Source organism: Citrobacter sp. MNAZ 1397 (assembly GCF_023613995.1).
Taxonomy (GTDB): Bacteria; Pseudomonadota; Gammaproteobacteria; order Enterobacterales; family Enterobacteriaceae; genus Phytobacter; species Phytobacter ursingii.
In genome coordinates, this window is the sequence record NZ_JAKIVH010000001.1 from 2,074,566 (window position 1) to 2,089,032 (window position 14,467).

At 51.4% G+C, this 14,467-nt stretch carries 15 protein-coding genes and 1 pseudogene; 12 read left to right on the forward strand and 4 right to left on the reverse strand.

Going from position 1 to position 14,467, the window contains the following annotated elements; all coding sequences use genetic code 11:
- The first annotated feature begins 3 nt into the window (after positions 1-3).
- From L2097_RS09705 to minE, 12 genes and pseudogenes are all read left to right on the forward strand, one after another.
- The gene (locus tag L2097_RS09705; protein WP_250352744.1) at positions 4-567 is read left to right on the forward strand and encodes a hypothetical protein; all 564 of its coding nucleotides are present in this window, start codon (positions 4-6) and stop codon (positions 565-567) included.
- Positions 564-1,316 (forward strand): DUF1828 domain-containing protein, encoded by a 753-nt coding sequence (locus L2097_RS09710; RefSeq protein WP_250352745.1) that lies wholly within the window; start codon positions 564-566, stop codon positions 1,314-1,316. The genes L2097_RS09705 and L2097_RS09710 overlap by 4 nt, the downstream gene beginning before the upstream one ends.
- 530 nt (positions 1,317-1,846) lie before the next feature.
- Positions 1,847-1,984: pseudogene (locus tag L2097_RS09715) on the forward strand (cell division protein FtsZ); the annotation flags it as partial.
- Positions 1,985-2,017: 33 nt separating this feature from the next.
- Complete coding sequence (locus L2097_RS09720; RefSeq protein WP_250353155.1) at positions 2,018-2,197, forward strand: YdaE family protein; 180 nt, start codon at positions 2,018-2,020, stop codon at positions 2,195-2,197.
- A gap of 132 nt (positions 2,198-2,329) precedes the next feature.
- Complete coding sequence (locus L2097_RS09725; RefSeq protein ID WP_250352746.1) at positions 2,330-5,167, forward strand: RecE family exodeoxyribonuclease; 2,838 nt, start codon at positions 2,330-2,332, stop codon at positions 5,165-5,167.
- A 13-nt stretch (positions 5,168-5,180) separates the two neighbouring features.
- Positions 5,181-6,269: a RecT family recombinase gene (locus tag L2097_RS09730; RefSeq protein WP_250352747.1), complete on the forward strand. Its 1,089-nt coding sequence runs from the start codon at positions 5,181-5,183 to the stop codon at positions 6,267-6,269.
- A 40-nt stretch (positions 6,270-6,309) separates the two neighbouring features.
- A complete protein-coding gene (locus L2097_RS09735) occupies positions 6,310-6,471 on the forward strand; it encodes a hypothetical protein (RefSeq protein WP_250352748.1) in 162 nt (53 codons plus the stop codon).
- Positions 6,468-6,686, forward strand: a complete 219-nt coding sequence (locus L2097_RS09740) for a TraR/DksA family transcriptional regulator (RefSeq protein ID WP_250352749.1) — start codon at positions 6,468-6,470, stop codon at positions 6,684-6,686. Before L2097_RS09735 ends, L2097_RS09740 begins: the two co-directional genes overlap by 4 nt.
- A gap of 234 nt (positions 6,687-6,920) precedes the next feature.
- A complete protein-coding gene (locus L2097_RS09745) occupies positions 6,921-7,970 on the forward strand; it encodes a tyrosine-type recombinase/integrase (protein WP_250352750.1) in 1,050 nt (349 codons plus the stop codon).
- Between the two features lie 173 nt (positions 7,971-8,143).
- Positions 8,144-8,839: a septum site-determining protein MinC gene (gene minC / locus L2097_RS09750; protein ID WP_047370849.1), complete on the forward strand. Its 696-nt coding sequence runs from the start codon at positions 8,144-8,146 to the stop codon at positions 8,837-8,839.
- Between the two features lie 22 nt (positions 8,840-8,861).
- Positions 8,862-9,674, forward strand: a complete 813-nt coding sequence (gene minD, locus L2097_RS09755) for a septum site-determining protein MinD (protein WP_039079510.1) — start codon at positions 8,862-8,864, stop codon at positions 9,672-9,674.
- A gap of 3 nt (positions 9,675-9,677) precedes the next feature.
- Positions 9,678-9,944 carry a cell division topological specificity factor MinE gene (gene minE, locus L2097_RS09760; protein WP_039079511.1) on the forward strand — a complete coding sequence of 89 codons (267 nt, stop codon included), beginning with the start codon at positions 9,678-9,680 and terminating at the stop codon, positions 9,942-9,944.
- 98 nt (positions 9,945-10,042) lie between these two features.
- On the opposite strand, the gene rnd is transcribed toward minE, so the two are convergent.
- The 4 genes from rnd to tsaB form a co-directional block, all read right to left on the reverse strand.
- Positions 10,043-11,170 (reverse strand): ribonuclease D, encoded by a 1,128-nt coding sequence (rnd, locus tag L2097_RS09765; protein WP_250352751.1) that lies wholly within the window; start codon positions 11,168-11,170, stop codon positions 10,043-10,045.
- Positions 11,171-11,241: 71 nt separating this feature from the next.
- Positions 11,242-12,927 (reverse strand): long-chain-fatty-acid--CoA ligase FadD, encoded by a 1,686-nt coding sequence (gene fadD / locus L2097_RS09770; RefSeq protein ID WP_139153743.1) that lies wholly within the window; start codon positions 12,925-12,927, stop codon positions 11,242-11,244.
- 205 nt (positions 12,928-13,132) lie between these two features.
- Entirely contained in the window at positions 13,133-13,714 is a 582-nt protein-coding gene (locus tag L2097_RS09775) for a Slp family lipoprotein (RefSeq protein ID WP_142518904.1), read from the reverse strand.
- 38 nt (positions 13,715-13,752) lie between these two features.
- On the reverse strand, positions 13,753-14,448 hold the full coding sequence (tsaB, locus tag L2097_RS09780; RefSeq protein WP_047370854.1) for a tRNA (adenosine(37)-N6)-threonylcarbamoyltransferase complex dimerization subunit type 1 TsaB: 696 nt from the start codon (positions 14,446-14,448) through the stop codon (positions 13,753-13,755).
- Between the last annotated feature and the right edge of the window lie 19 nt (positions 14,449-14,467).

The window sequence follows — 14,467 nt, forward strand, 5'->3', positions numbered from 1 at the left end:
TTTGTGGCTAAAACAGACGATTACTTACCCAGCCAAGCTGAGGTTGATCACGCACTATATTGTAAAAAGAAAGTTAACTTTTCTGGGATAAAGTGGGGACCGAAACCACCACCAAACAGGCCTTTAATGTGGCTGCAAATCCATATAATTCCTTTTGATATGGATGATATTCCTATACAGGGATTGTCTTTCCTTCTTCAATGGAAGCCAGATCAAGAGTCGCTAACAGAATCCGGTATCACGTATCCAAAAATCAACTTAGTTGCCCTTTACAACAAGAAAAGAGTTTTTGCGGTAGATACGTATCCATATGATAGACATAAAAATAACTACAGAATCAACAGACCGGATTATCAGGACAGCGTTTTTGGACCTCACTATCATGTGTACTATGAAGAGGCTGGATACTATAGTGAGAAAATTGCATTTCCCATCACATCTGACATTAAACCAGATGACTTGGTAGGATACTGGAACTACTTTTGTAACCAACTTAATGTAACTTATACTGGAAGAATCCCTATCCCTCTTGAGGATGAATCTGGACAGATAGGACTTGGATTATGATGTGCTCAACTGTCATCTCACAACTTGGTTTCGAATGCTACCCAATTGGCGAAACCATGAGAATTATTAGTCCATTCACTTATTGTGATGATGGAGAGCATGTTGGTGCGTTCGTGAGAGAAATTAACGGGAAATTTCTTGTTAGCGATAGATGTGATGCCCTTATGAACATGGAATCTAGAGGGATATCTCTCACCAAAAAGCGTCTTGATGAAATTAGATACCTTCTCAAAAGGGAAGGTGCGGATTTGAACGACCGAGGCGAAATAATTGGATGGGCCACTGAGAATAATGTTGGGGCTGTCACATCTGACATCATTAGAGCAGGAATATTGGCTTCAACACTTTCAACTGACTGGTACCAGCCTGTTCAATCAGAAAAATTTGAAAGCATTGTGATTGATTACCTCTTCCACATCATGGCTCCTAACGTCATCTCACTCCGAGACAACGTCGTAGGGATGAGTGGGCATCAGATCACAATTCCAGTGACAATAAAAACAGCAGAACCAAAATACCTATTTACTTCAAGCATAAAGCATGGAGGAAGTTGGAATGGTGCATATTCTTTACTTGGAAAGCTGATCGATTTAAAGAACGCTAATGATGCCCTCAATAATCGCTATGTGATAGTGGATAGCGATGCCATTGGTGATCAAATGCAACAATTGTCATTGCTCTTCAATGAATCCAGTCATGTTTTGCCATTCTCGAAAAGAGATTCTTGGATCAAGAGGTTAGCTGCATAAATCCTCGCCCAGCCTCCCGGCCACCGCGCCGGGTTTTTACAAGCCTTTCCTGATCATATCCGCCGAATCCCTTTTCTCACCTTCCCCTATCACGTTCACAGTCTCGCGTCGGTCATGTTCCAGCTTATCGAACAGGCTATCTATGGGGATCGGCACACTCCCCTACCAATTCCAGAATGGCAGCCCCTATCGCGTTAACAATTAACCCCGCTTTGTCTTCGTTCATACGTGATATTTGATATTTTTTGAGCATATCCCCAACAGTCGAAAAATAAAAACACTGTAAAAACAACCATGTAATATAAAAACAACCAGATAAACAACTATTGTTGTTGACGATAAAACAACTATAGTTTTTAATTGACTCATCCAAACAGCGGGCTTCGCGACGGAGAATTGCAGTCCACCGAGACAACCAGAAGACAAGCACCTGGCGCCGCCAGCGAAGCCCACCAATTAGCGCACAGGCTCAACGTTCTGACACCGGGAAAGACTGGGGAGATGAGATGGTTAATCAACACTACGGCACGATGCATATCATCCGCCAGTGTGTGGCACCCGGCATGCTGGCCATGCATCAGGGACGCACCTGGAATGTTTCAGCAGTTCGAGGTCGCAATGTCTATCTACGCACCCTTCGCGAAACGACACGCATTAGCGATTGCCTGGTAGAGGTTCTGCTTAACGGAAAAGGGGATCCGATGATTCAGGGGAAACACAACTCGCACATCAAATGCGCCTATTGCGGAAAACCGCTGACGAATGACGCTGCTATCAAAGCAACCATCGTCTACGTCCACGGCGCCCAATTGGCGCGCAAAGAAAACGACTATTGCTCAAAGCAATGCGCCGAGCATGACCAGATGGCGCACGAATCGTAAAACCCGCCGAAGCGGGCTGTACGTCCGGTGACACCGACCAAAGTTCCACCGGAAATTACCAAAACCAATGAATAACCCAATGGGCGCTATCAATGGCCCCGGGATTCTATCACCCAAAATTGAGGCTAACACATGGAATATTTCAATCTCATAAGGGCCACTCAAAAATCAGGCAAAGCAGATGCCGTTATCTGGCGTTCTGCGAAGTCTGAATCCCGCGCAAATCTGCAACTCGATGTTGACCTTGAAGATGCCGGTATCGAAACCGGGCGTGGGAAAGACTACATGAAACCCATCCGCACAGATTTTCCTGTGTATGACGACCTGCCAGAAGAAGGTGTACTGGATTTCGAATGGTGCAAACGCTATGCCCTGGCCGAAGACGGACTTACCTGGCAGAAAATCGCCACGGTATCACCTGTGGTAATAGAAGAACCTGCGGCACCAGTTGAAACCAACGCCGACGCCATTGATCAAAAAGTTGATGACGCCATGCAATGGCCCGTCGCGCAGATGCCGATGCGTTCTCTTTTGCTTTCTCAGTTCATCAGTGAAGAATTCACTCACCATGTAACCGCAGAACAGCGCAAGCAGATCTCAGCGCTGGCTATGGACACGGATAACAGCTACGTCCAGAACATGCTTCTTGCCGCTGAAAATGCCGATGGGTTTAAAAGCCTCTCCACTCACGACGTCTGGAAATACACCCAGGCCGTTAAGACAATCTTCGCACAGGATAAACGTCACGAACTCGGCGCTGTAGTTACTTTCACCAAAGCATGGGTTTCTACTCCGCATATTGATCGTGGTCTGCTCGTTAAAGAGTGGGCAAGCGGCAAGCGCATCACTTCGATTCAGCGCACCGATTCGGGCACGAACGCGGGCGGCGGCAATACCACTGATCGCAGCGCCGACTACGAGCACATACTGGACACGCTGGATATCGAAATTGCGGCCGCAACTCTGCCGATGGATTTTGATATCTATAACATCCCCGGCGGTATCTATCGCAGGGCAAAAGAAATCATCTCCGGAAAAGAAAGCCCATGGAAAGAGTGGTCGGCAGTGTTGCGCAAAACGCCTGGCATTCTCGATTATTCCCGCGCGGCGATTTTTGCTGTGATTCGAACTGCTGATAACAATCTGCACACTTCATCCGCGCAATTGCAGGTCTGGATATCAGCAAACCTTACCGAGACCGATCACGCCAGACCTACCGCCGAAACACTGTCCGCTGCACGCCAGTTAGATAGCGCTGCTGTGGTTGCAGGAGTGATTCAGCGTACTGAGCCCGTCGAAAGCCTGGATAAGCTCTCAACTGAATTTTCTGTTGTGGGGAAACTGGCAGCAACTGCAGCTAACCCTGTCGACGCCAAACCAGCACAACCGGAGGTCGCTAATCTCGGCGGCGGCATGTTCTCTATTGACGGCCTGATGAGCCAGCAATCCACCACCAGCACAACCAAAGAGGCTGCCAACGATGTGCAGATGGAAACGACTATCACGGTCGAAAGCAAAATTGATAGCGAAATATCAACAGGCCAGAGCGCTGATGACACTGGTGCGCCAGCAATTACCCTGACCAATGCTCAGATTCTGGCGAACGCGGCACCGGAGCTTGCTAAGGCGTTTTCAGAATCATCAGATACGGAGAATACAGAAGAGTCAGCACCGGAATACCCGGCCTATTTCGAACCGGGCCGCTATGAAGGTCTGCCGAACAACGTTTACCACGCAGCGAACGGCATAAGCAGCACGCAGGTTAAAGACGCGCGCGTTTCGCTGATGTACTTCAATGCGCGGCACGTTGCCAAAACCATTGCGCGCGAACAGTCCAAAGTGCTGGATATGGGGAACCTGGTGCATGCGCTGGCGCTCCAGCCGGACAATCTGGAAGCTGAATTCAGCATCGAACCGGTTATTCCGGAGGGCGCATTTACCACCACGGCAACGCTCCGGGCTTTTATCGATGAGTACAACGCAGCGCTGCCGCCGCAGCTCAGTGCTGACGATATCAAAGCACTGCTGGAAGCCCACAACGCCACCCTGCCCGCTCAGGTTCCAATGGGCGCATCCGCCGACGAAACCGGGCAAAGCTATATGTCATTACCCGCTGAGTTCCAGCTCATTGAAGACGGTCAGAAGCAAACCGCAGCAGCCATGAAGGCCTGCATCAAAGAGTACAACGCCATCCTGCCCGCTCAGGTGAAAACCACTGGCAGCCGTGATGCCCTACTCGAGCAACTGGCCATTATCAATCCTGACCTTGTAGCACAGGAAGCGCAGAAACCTGCGCCGCTGAAAGTGTCCGGTACCAAAGCGGATCTCATTCATTCCGTAAAATCTGTAAAACCGGCTGCGGTATTCGCTGACGAACTACTTGATGCCTGGCGCGAAAACCCGGATGACAAAATCCTGGTCACCCGCGCGCAACTGGCGACCGCACTAGCAATTCAGTCTGCGCTGCTTGCTCACCCTACCGCCGGCAAATTCCTGACGCACCCAAGCCGCGCCGTAGAAGTGAGTTACTTCGGGTTTGACGATGAGACCGGGCTGGAAATTCGTGTACGTCCCGATCTTGAAATCGATATGAACGGCGTCCGCATCGGCTTTGACCTGAAAACCATCAGCATGTTTAACGTGAAGCAGCCAGGCCTGAAAGCGAAGCTACACCGGGAAATTATCGATCGCGATTACCACCTGAGCGCGGCGATGTACATGAATACGGCATCGCTTGACCAGTTCTTCTGGATTTTCGTCAACAAAGATGAGGGCTACCACTGGATCGCAATCGTTGAAGCCAGCCCAGAATTGCTCGAGCTGGGCGCGCTGGAATACCAGACAACCATGCGAGCTATTGCCAACGCTTTCGACACTGGCGAATGGCCGGCACCGATTGTCGACGATTACGCCGACGAACTGAATGACTTCGATATGCGCCGCCTTGAAGCGCTGCGCGAACAGGCTTAAGGGGGGAATGAACATGTCTACAGCAATTTCAACCAGCGAAAATAAAACACAGATGATCGACAACATTTCCATTCTTACCAATGGTGAGTTATTCGACCGTCTACGGACCTTATCAACGGTGATGGCAAACAGCGGCGCATTTGTGCCCGAACATTTTCGCGGCAAACCTGATGCCTGCATGGCAGTGGTAATGCAGGCAGCACGATGGGGCATGGATCCGTTCGCGGTCGCCCAGAAAACCCACATTGTTGGTAATAGCGGCGTATTGGGTTACGAAGCGCAACTGGTAAATGCCGTCGTCACCAACATGTCACCGACGAAAGACCGTCTGCATTACGAATGGTTCGGAGCATGGGAAAACATCGTTGGTCGTTTCGTAGAGAAAACCAGTTCCAAGGGCAATAAGTACATTGCCCCAGGCTGGGATTTAAAAGATGAGGCAGATGTAGGGATCCGTGTCTGGGCAACCATGAAGGGCGAGGATGAACCGCGTGAACTGGTTTTGATGTTGTCTCAGGCTCAGGTGCGTAATTCAACCTTATGGGCCAGCGACCCGCGTCAGCAGCTTGCTTATCTCGCCGTAAAACGCTGGGCGCGTTTGTATTGCCCGGATGTGATTTTAGGTGTTTACAGCCCTGATGAAGTTGAAGAACGAACGGAGAAAGAAATTAATCCGGTCTCTGGGGCTAGAAAGACCGTGCAGGAGATCACTGCCGAGGTGGAAACGACCACCAGCGCGCAAGAGTCCACACATTCCATCGACGCGCTGGCCGATGACTTCCGTGATCGCATTGATGCTGCCGAGGATGTCGACAGCGCCAAAGCCGTTCGCGCTGATATCGAATCGCAAAAAGCGGTACTGGGCTCAGCATTGTTCACCGAGCTGAAAAACAAAGCAGTCAAACGCTATTACCTGGTCGATGCCCGCAACAAAGTGGAAGCGGCGATCAACTCTCTGCCACAGCCAGATGAACCGGACGCAGAAACCCGTTTTCTTGATGTTGAAAAATCACTGACGGCGGCCAGGCGGCACCTCGGCGATGAGCTGTACGAAAAATACAGCGTAACGCTGCTGGATATGAAACCGGAATACGTGGGCTAAGCAACGTCGGGAGGGGAAACCCTCCCGCACAGGAGAATTTATGGAATGGAGTATTGAGGAACTTGCTTTGCTGGCCCGTCACAGTAACCCGGTTGTTTCAGAACTGACTGGCCGCAACGTGGAAGAAGTCGCGGAACGTCGCCTGCAGCGGAATATCGAAATCAACTGCTGGGACAAATTCGATCCGGAGCGTGAAGCATGAGACCAGACACTATCGACGCCGCCAGCGAGCTTGAAGAACTCCAGCGACAAGCGGCCATACAAAAGCACCGCATTGACCGCAACGCCGTATCAGCGACTCACTGTGACGAATGCGGTGATGAAATCGAAGAGGCGCGGCGCCAGGCAATGCCTGGTTGCCGGATGTGTGCGGACTGCCAGGCTGACGCAGAAAAACGCGGGAAACATCAACGTTAAATTGACTGGCCCCGGCTGGGGCCAAAAGAGCGGAATCATGGAAAAATTAATGAAGGTGTCAGAGCTGGCAGCGCGGCTACAGATTTCTCCTTCCACGATTTACCGAAACCCTGCCCGCTACAACATGTTTAAAGTCGGCGGAGCATGGCGAGCTAACGAAGAAAGTGTCGCAAATTTTTCTTGTACACCTAACAATGTCATCCGGCTGGCTGTGGTCGGTAAGGAGTTTACAGAATGCCGATCTACAAAAGAGGGAAAAACTACTGGGTTGATATCTCGTCTCCAGACGGAACGCGAATTAGACGCTCTGCTGGCACCGAAGACAAGAAAAAGGCGCAGCAATACCATGACAAGATAAAGCATGAGCTGTGGGATATCACGAAGCTTGAGAAGAAGCCTGATCACGCATTCGAGGACATCATTCTCCTTGCGATGAAAGATGCAGAAGACCAGGCGCTTTATGAAACCAAAAAGGGGTATGCAAAATACTGGCTTTCTGTTTTCAAAGGCCGCTCGGTTTCTTCTATTAAAGGGGATGAGATAGCGCGGATGATGCCGACTCACTCGCTTCATAAATCGCGCAAACCGCTGGCTAATGGAACGGTGAACCGGTACAGGGCATTTATAGTACGGGCATTATCTCTGGCATTTAAGCATGGATGGATTGAGCACAGGCCATACGTTCCCTCACTGAGGGAACCAAAGGTGCGTATACGCTGGATCAGGAAGTGGCAGGCGAGAGAGCTTATTGATGGGCTGTCCACAGATATCATGCGGAGAATTGTCTCCTTCGCCCTGCTTACCGGAGCAAGGCGAGGAGAGATTCTTTCACTGACATGGGAAAACGTGGACATCGAAAACAGGAATGCGGTTGTCACAGCAGAAAACGCGAAATCAGGTCGCGCCCGCGCATTACCGCTGAATGATGAGGCAATCAGCATTTTACGTGAGTGCGAAAAAACGTGCGATTTTGTTTTCTCTGTAAACGGGGAAAAACTCAGCGATATCTACAGGAAGGATTTTGAGCAGGCAACTACCCGGGCAAATCTGACTGATTTCAGGTTTCACGATTTGCGACACACCTGGGCAAGCTGGCATGTTCAGAACGGAACACCGCTGATGATGTTAAAAGAAATGGGCGGATGGGAAACGCTGGAAATGGTGAAAAAGTACGCCCATCTCAGCGCCGAACATTTAAACAAATTCGTTGGTTCTGTCACGTTTTTGGCACAGGAAAATGAGATAGAGGCCATAAGGAAAAGAAAAAATGCGGCAAACTACTGATATAAAGTGTATTTTTAATATCGAAAAAGTAAGTTAATTATTTCAGGAATAGACTTTTGCTCTGAATTAAGGGGTGGTTACTTGCCTGAATATAATAGTGACTATAACATGCTTGATAGTCTTCGGAATATCACTCACTCATGAGTGATAATAGCAAAATGAGTAAGGTCAGGATGTCAAACACGCCCATCGAGCTAAAAGGCAGTAGTTTTACCTTATCTGTGGTTCACTTGCATGATGCAAAACCCGAGGTTATTCGCCAGGCGTTAGAAGACAAAATCGCTCAGGCCCCCGCTTTTTTAAAACATGCTCCTGTTGTTATTAACGTTTCTGATCTTGAGGGCCCGGTAAACTGGTCGCCGATTCAGCAGACCATTCTGGAGACAGGGTTACGGGTTGTGGGTATCAGCGGCTGTAAAGACAGCGAGCTGAAAGCCGATATCGAACGTGCCGGGTTGCCGCTTCTGACCGAAGGCAAAGAAAAGCCGCAACGTCAGGTTGCCACCCCTGCCCCCGTCGCTCCTGTTGTTACTCCGGTCACAAAAACACGCTTGATTGATCTCCCTGTTCGTTCCGGACAGCGTGTTTATGCGCCAAACTGTGATCTGATTGTCACCAGCCATGTCAGTGCTGGCGCGGAGTTAATTGCCGATGGCAATATCCATGTTTACGGCATGATGCGTGGCCGCGCGCTGGCTGGCGCAGGCGGCGACAAAGATGCGCAAATATTTTGTACTCACCTCACGGCGGAGCTGGTATCCATCGCAGGGGAATACTGGCTGAGCGATCGAATCCCGGCCGATTTTTATGGCAAAGCGGCGCGCTTACGTTTAGCGAATAACGCTTTGACTATTCAACCATTAGATTAAGCCCTTTTAACAAGGAACTCCTATGGCACGCATTATTGTTGTTACTTCGGGTAAAGGGGGCGTGGGTAAGACCACCTCCAGCGCGGCCATCGCAACCGGTTTGGCCCAGAAGGGAAAGAAAACCGTCGTTATTGATTTTGATATCGGCCTGCGTAACCTCGACCTCATCATGGGCTGTGAACGTCGCGTCGTGTATGACTTCGTGAACGTCATTCAGGGCGATGCGACGCTGAATCAGGCGCTGATTAAAGATAAACGGACGGAAAACCTTTATATTCTCCCGGCTTCGCAGACTCGCGACAAAGACGCGTTAACCCGCGAAGGCGTAGAGAAGGTGCTTGATGAGCTGCAGAAAATGGAGTTCGACTTTGTTATTTGCGACTCACCGGCGGGGATTGAAACCGGCGCGCTGATGGCCCTCTATTTCGCGGATGAAGCGATCATCACCACCAACCCGGAAGTCTCTTCCGTCCGTGACTCTGACCGTATCCTCGGCATCCTGGCGTCCAAATCGCGCCGTGCCGAAAACGGCCAGGAACCGATTAAAGAACACCTGCTGTTGACCCGCTACAACCCGGGGCGCGTTAATAAAGGTGATATGCTCAGCATGGAAGACGTGCTGGAGATCCTGCGCATTAAGCTGGTTGGCGTGATCCCCGAAGATCAGTCAGTCCTTCGCGCATCCAACCAGGGGGAACCGGTTATTCTGGATACCACTGCCGATGCAGGCAAAGCGTACGCAGATACCGTTGAACGTCTACTGGGAGAAGATCGTCCTTTCCGCTTCATTGATGAAGAGAAGAAAGGTTTCCTCAAACGCCTGTTCGGAGGATAAGTTATGGCATTACTCGACTTTTTTCTCTCCAGAAAAAAGAACACCGCCAGCATCGCCAAAGAGCGTCTGCAAATTATTGTTGCGGAACGCCGTCGCAGTGACGCTGAACCACATTATTTACCGCAGCTAAAGCGGGATATTCTGGAGGTGATTTGTAAATATGTTCAAATCGATCCGGAAATGGTTTCAGTCCAACTGGAACAACGGGGTGACGATATTTCCATTCTGGAACTCAACGTTACCTTGCCGGAACCAGAAGAGACGAAATAACCCGGCGGCTTATCGCTGCGTCAGAAGTAATAAAAAAGGCAGAAATCCTCTGCCTTTTTCTTTTATTAATGCTCAAACCCTGTTTTTATATACAGGCATTAGCGCGGGTATTCTGTTAATAAAGCTTTGAGCTGCTCAGCCATCAATTCCGCACGCCAGCCACTGATTAATTCAGGTAAATTTGTCTGCGGCTTTAATTGCCAGTGCCAGTTAAGTAGCTGATTAATTTGCCGACGTGAAGCAATCAATTCTGCGCTCAGTCCTTTGCTCTCGCTGACTTCCTGCACCTGCGCCTTAATAGCTTTAAAAGCTTTACGATAGCCGGGCATATCCACCAGATTCAAAAGCGGTTCTGGCAGTGCATCTTCCGGTAGCGCCTGCGCCTGTGCGACCAGAGACAACAGCGTTTTACCATGAAAACGTATTTCGCTGCCGGAAAGCCCAATGCTGTCCAGCTCGCCCATGCTGCCTGGCATATAACGCGCCACGGCCCACAGGTTCTCTTCACGCACAACAAAATTGACCGCCAGGTCACGCTCACGGGCTTTACGCAGACGCCAGTCTGCCAGCAAACGCAGGCACGCCAACTGGCGGGTACGCAACTGCCAGGCGTTGCTGATGTCACGCCACGCCTCTTCCGGCGCCAGAATTTCGCTGCGACGCTGCATCATCAGGCGACATTCGTCCAGCGCGGCATTGAGCCATCCTGCTGCGTCGGTTTCAGCCAGCAATGTCCGGGCGATAGGTAGCAGATACCAGACATCGGCTGCCGCATAATCGCATTGACGCGTTGTTAACGGACGCGCCAGCCAGTCAGTGCGCGATTCGCTTTTGTCCAGCACCACACCGGTGTACTGCTCCACCATTGCCGCAAAGCCCCAGGAGAGAGCACGCCCAGAGAAAGCCGCGAGAATTTGCGTATCGATCATCGGTTGCGGCATCACGCCGAAGGCGTTGAGGAAGACTTCAAGGTCTTCGCTACCGGCGTGGAGGAATTTGGTTACACGGGTATTGGTAATCAGATCGCGGAACGGTGCCCAGTCAGTGATGGTTAATGGGTCGATTAACGCCACACGTTCCCCGTCATAGAGCTGGATTAAACCAAGCTGGGGATAATAGGTGCGCGTGCGGACAAATTCAGTATCAAGCGCAATAGCATCAGTGCCAGCCGCAGCTTCACACAGCGCTGCCAGCGCCTCGTTCGTCGTGATCATCTGGTAATTCAAATCGTCTTCTCTTTAGTTTGCGCCCACAAAAAACGCCGGATTAACCGGCGTTCTGGCGACTAACGCATAGCTCAGCCTTTATTGTCCACTTTGCCGCGCGCTTCGTCACGCAATTCTCGTCGTAAAATTTTGCCGACGTTCGATTTCGGCAGCTCGGCGCGGAATTCCACCCGTTTCGGCACTTTATAGCCTGTGAGCTGGCGGCGGCAAAATGCGATAAGCGCTTCCTCAGTCAGCGAATCGTCTTTTTTCACCACGAAGATTTTGACCGCTTCGCCGCTTGCATCCGACGGCACACCCACCGCTGCAACTTCCTTGACGCCTTCATGCTGCATCACAACATCTTCGATTTCGTTCGGATAGACGTTAAAGCCAGAGACCAGAATCATGTCTTTTTTGCGATCGACGATACGCATAAAGCCTTCTTCATCCATCACCGCGATGTCGCCGGTGTACAACCAGCCATCTTTGATGATTTCATCGGTCGCTGCCGGACGCTGCCAGTAACCCAGCATCACCTGCGGGCCTTTAACGCATAGTTCACCCGGTTCGCCCGGAGGCACTTCATTGCCCGCGTCATCCACCAGTTTCACTTCTGTCGACGGAACCGGCAAACCGATACTACCACTGTGGTAATCAATATCGTGCGGGTTGACGCTCACCAGCGGCGAACATTCCGTCAGACCGTAACCTTCCAGCAGGTATTCGCCGGTAAGTTTCACCCAGCGCTCAGCAACAGCCTGCTGTACGGGCATGCCGCCCCCCGCAGAAAGGTGCAGTGAGGAAAAATCAAGTTTGTGAAAATCGTCGTTGTTCAGCAATGCGTTAAACAGGGTGTTTACCCCGGTCATTGCGGTAAAAGGATATTTCGCCAGCTCTTTCACCAGCCCCGGAATGTCGCGAGGGTTGGTAATGAGCAGGTTTTGTCCGCCCAGTTCAATAAACAACAGGCAGTTCATGGTCAGGGCAAAAATGTGGTAGAGCGGTAAGGCGGTGACCACCAGCTCTTTGCCGCGATGAAGCAACGGGCCGTAGGTCGCATGCACCTGTTCCAGGTTGGCCAGCATATTACGGTGCGTGAGCATCGCCCCTTTGGCCACCCCCGTCGTCCCACCGGTGTATTGCAAAAAAGCCAGATCGTCTGTTGTGACTTCCGGCTTGATATACTGCAAGCGGTAGCCCGCCTGCAGCGCACGGCGAAACGAGATGGCGTCAGGCAGATGGTATTTCGGCACCAGGCGCTTCACATATTTGACAACAAAGTTAACCAGCGTTCCCTTCGCCGGCGAGAGCTGATCACCCATGCGCGTCAGTATCACATGGCGAACCTGAGTCTTGTCGACCACTTTTTCCAGGGTGTGGGCAAAGTTGGAGACGATGACAATGGCAGATGCGCCGCTGTCGTTAAGCTGATGCTCCAGTTCGCGCGGCGTATACAACGGGTTGACATTCACGACAATCATGCCCGCGCGCAAAATACCGAACAACGCCACCGGATATTGCAGAAGGTTAGGCATCATCAGCGCCACACGGTCACCCTTTTGCAAGCCTAATCCCTGTTGCAGGTATGCGGCAAAAGCGCGGCTACGCTCTTCCAGCTTGCGGAAGGTCATTACCTCCCCCATGTTGACGAACGCAGGTTGGTCGGCGTATCGCGCCGTCGCGTGTTCAAAGAGTTCAACCAGGGATTGATAACGATCGGGATTAATATCCGCAGGCACATCGGCGGGATAACGGTTTAGCCAAACCTTCTTCAATGCATCACCTCTGAAATGTGTATTTGTCGTCATCACAACCCCAGTTAATAAACAAGTCGTTAACATAATATTAACTCAGCGTACCAGTTTATTTATTGTTCGGATTGAAGGTTGCGAAGCGCATCACTAATTATTTTTGTTATGGTCGTGCAAATAAAGAAACAGCGGACCAGCCGCTGTTTCTATTTTCATACAGAACAGAGCGTTACTCTGTTACAACACTTTCTTCATACGCGGGGCCGGGAGTATACCAGCCCCATCCGCCGTATCCACGATGCCACGGGTGCGGCCCCATCATCCATGGATCCATCGGCTGTGGCGGCAACACGACTTGCCGGGTGATATGCCAGCGTTTATAGCCGTCAGCACGAATCACCGCGAATTTGTAAGCAGCGCCCCCTACCTGACCATCATAGGTGCCGGTAATCGGCCCGACGACGGTCACCAGTTGGTTCTGGAAGTCCACCGGATCAAGGAAGCCATTCACCTCAGCCATAATGCGCCCGACAGAGGTTGCACCCAGAATCGGTCTCGCTCCGTCATCTAACGGTACGGTGGCTATCTCAAGACGTGTTTTCCCTTGCTGATTGTCAATTTTCACCACTTTACCGCCGAAACGGGCTTCCTGGCCGATATAGAGATTTGGCGCATTCATCACGCGCACCAGATCATCCTGCGGCGTCGGCGTGGTTCCTTTGATCGCGTCAGGCACAGACACACACCCACTCAACGCTGCGGCGACTACGCCCGCCAGTAACCAGCGCATACCTCTTTTTTGACTCGCCATGATGCGACTCCCTCACTCAGCCTTGTAATTACTGAGATTCATTCCCGGCCCGGAAGTTTCTTCCAGGCTACTTCGTTACGCAAATAAACTGGCTCGGCATGCTCAACGGCCACGGTACGTCCCTGCGAAAGTTGATACTCCGCGATGGGCAGCATATCTTGCGCTTCCGGCAGCGAGACCCCGCCGTCTGTCAGCGTCAGGCCAGTGTCGTTTGCCATTTCCGGCCACGCTTGCCAGCCGGTGCCGACGGTCGCCCACTCGCCAGAAAGCGCAGTGAGGCGCGCTGTCACCGCATCCGGTTTGAGAACCGCTTCGGTCTCTTCACCGTGCCAGACGCCGTCGGCATCACGCTGATATTCTGCCCAGTAGACTTCGCCCATACGGGCATCAATGGCCGCCAGCACTCGGGTAGCCCCCGCTTTACGCCAGGCACCTTCAGCCATGGTCGCCAGCGTTGAGACGCCAATCATCGGCAGTTCTGCTCCCAGCGCCAGCCCCTGCGCAATGCCAATACCGATACGTACACCGGTAAAGCTTCCCGGACCACGGCCAAAGGCCAGCGCATCCAGTTCAGACAGCGCAACGCCGCCTTCGGTGAGAACATCCTTCACCAGCGGCAGAATGCGTTGCGTATGTTCACGTGGGCAGAGTTCGAAATGAGCAAAGAGGGTTCCGTCGCTGTTCAGCGCGACGGAGCAGGCTTCAGTGGCGGTATCAATGGCCAGAATTCGCATGGGTAATCGCAGTCCCGGT

What these genes read in the sequence shown, in the direction of transcription:
- L2097_RS09710 (WP_250352745.1), top strand. Translation starts at nt 564, where the DNA reads ATGATGTGCTCAACTGTCATCTCACAACTTGGTTTCGAATGCTACCCA.
- L2097_RS09720 (WP_250353155.1), top strand. Translation starts at nt 2,018, where the DNA reads ATGATTCAGGGGAAACACAACTCGCACATCAAATGCGCCTATTGCGGA.
- L2097_RS09725 (WP_250352746.1), top strand. Translation starts at nt 2,330, where the DNA reads ATGGAATATTTCAATCTCATAAGGGCCACTCAAAAATCAGGCAAAGCA.
- L2097_RS09730 (WP_250352747.1), top strand. Translation starts at nt 5,181, where the DNA reads ATGTCTACAGCAATTTCAACCAGCGAAAATAAAACACAGATGATCGAC.
- L2097_RS09735 (WP_250352748.1), top strand. Translation starts at nt 6,310, where the DNA reads ATGGAATGGAGTATTGAGGAACTTGCTTTGCTGGCCCGTCACAGTAAC.
- L2097_RS09740 (WP_250352749.1), top strand. Translation starts at nt 6,468, where the DNA reads ATGAGACCAGACACTATCGACGCCGCCAGCGAGCTTGAAGAACTCCAG.
- L2097_RS09745 (WP_250352750.1), top strand. Translation starts at nt 6,921, where the DNA reads ATGCCGATCTACAAAAGAGGGAAAAACTACTGGGTTGATATCTCGTCT.
- minC (WP_047370849.1), top strand. Translation starts at nt 8,144, where the DNA reads ATGTCAAACACGCCCATCGAGCTAAAAGGCAGTAGTTTTACCTTATCT.
- minD (WP_039079510.1), top strand. Translation starts at nt 8,862, where the DNA reads ATGGCACGCATTATTGTTGTTACTTCGGGTAAAGGGGGCGTGGGTAAG.
- minE (WP_039079511.1), top strand. Translation starts at nt 9,678, where the DNA reads ATGGCATTACTCGACTTTTTTCTCTCCAGAAAAAAGAACACCGCCAGC.
- L2097_RS09775 (WP_142518904.1), bottom strand. Translation starts at nt 13,714, where the DNA reads ATGGCGAGTCAAAAAAGAGGTATGCGCTGGTTACTGGCGGGCGTAGTC.
- tsaB (WP_047370854.1), bottom strand. Translation starts at nt 14,448, where the DNA reads ATGCGAATTCTGGCCATTGATACCGCCACTGAAGCCTGCTCCGTCGCG.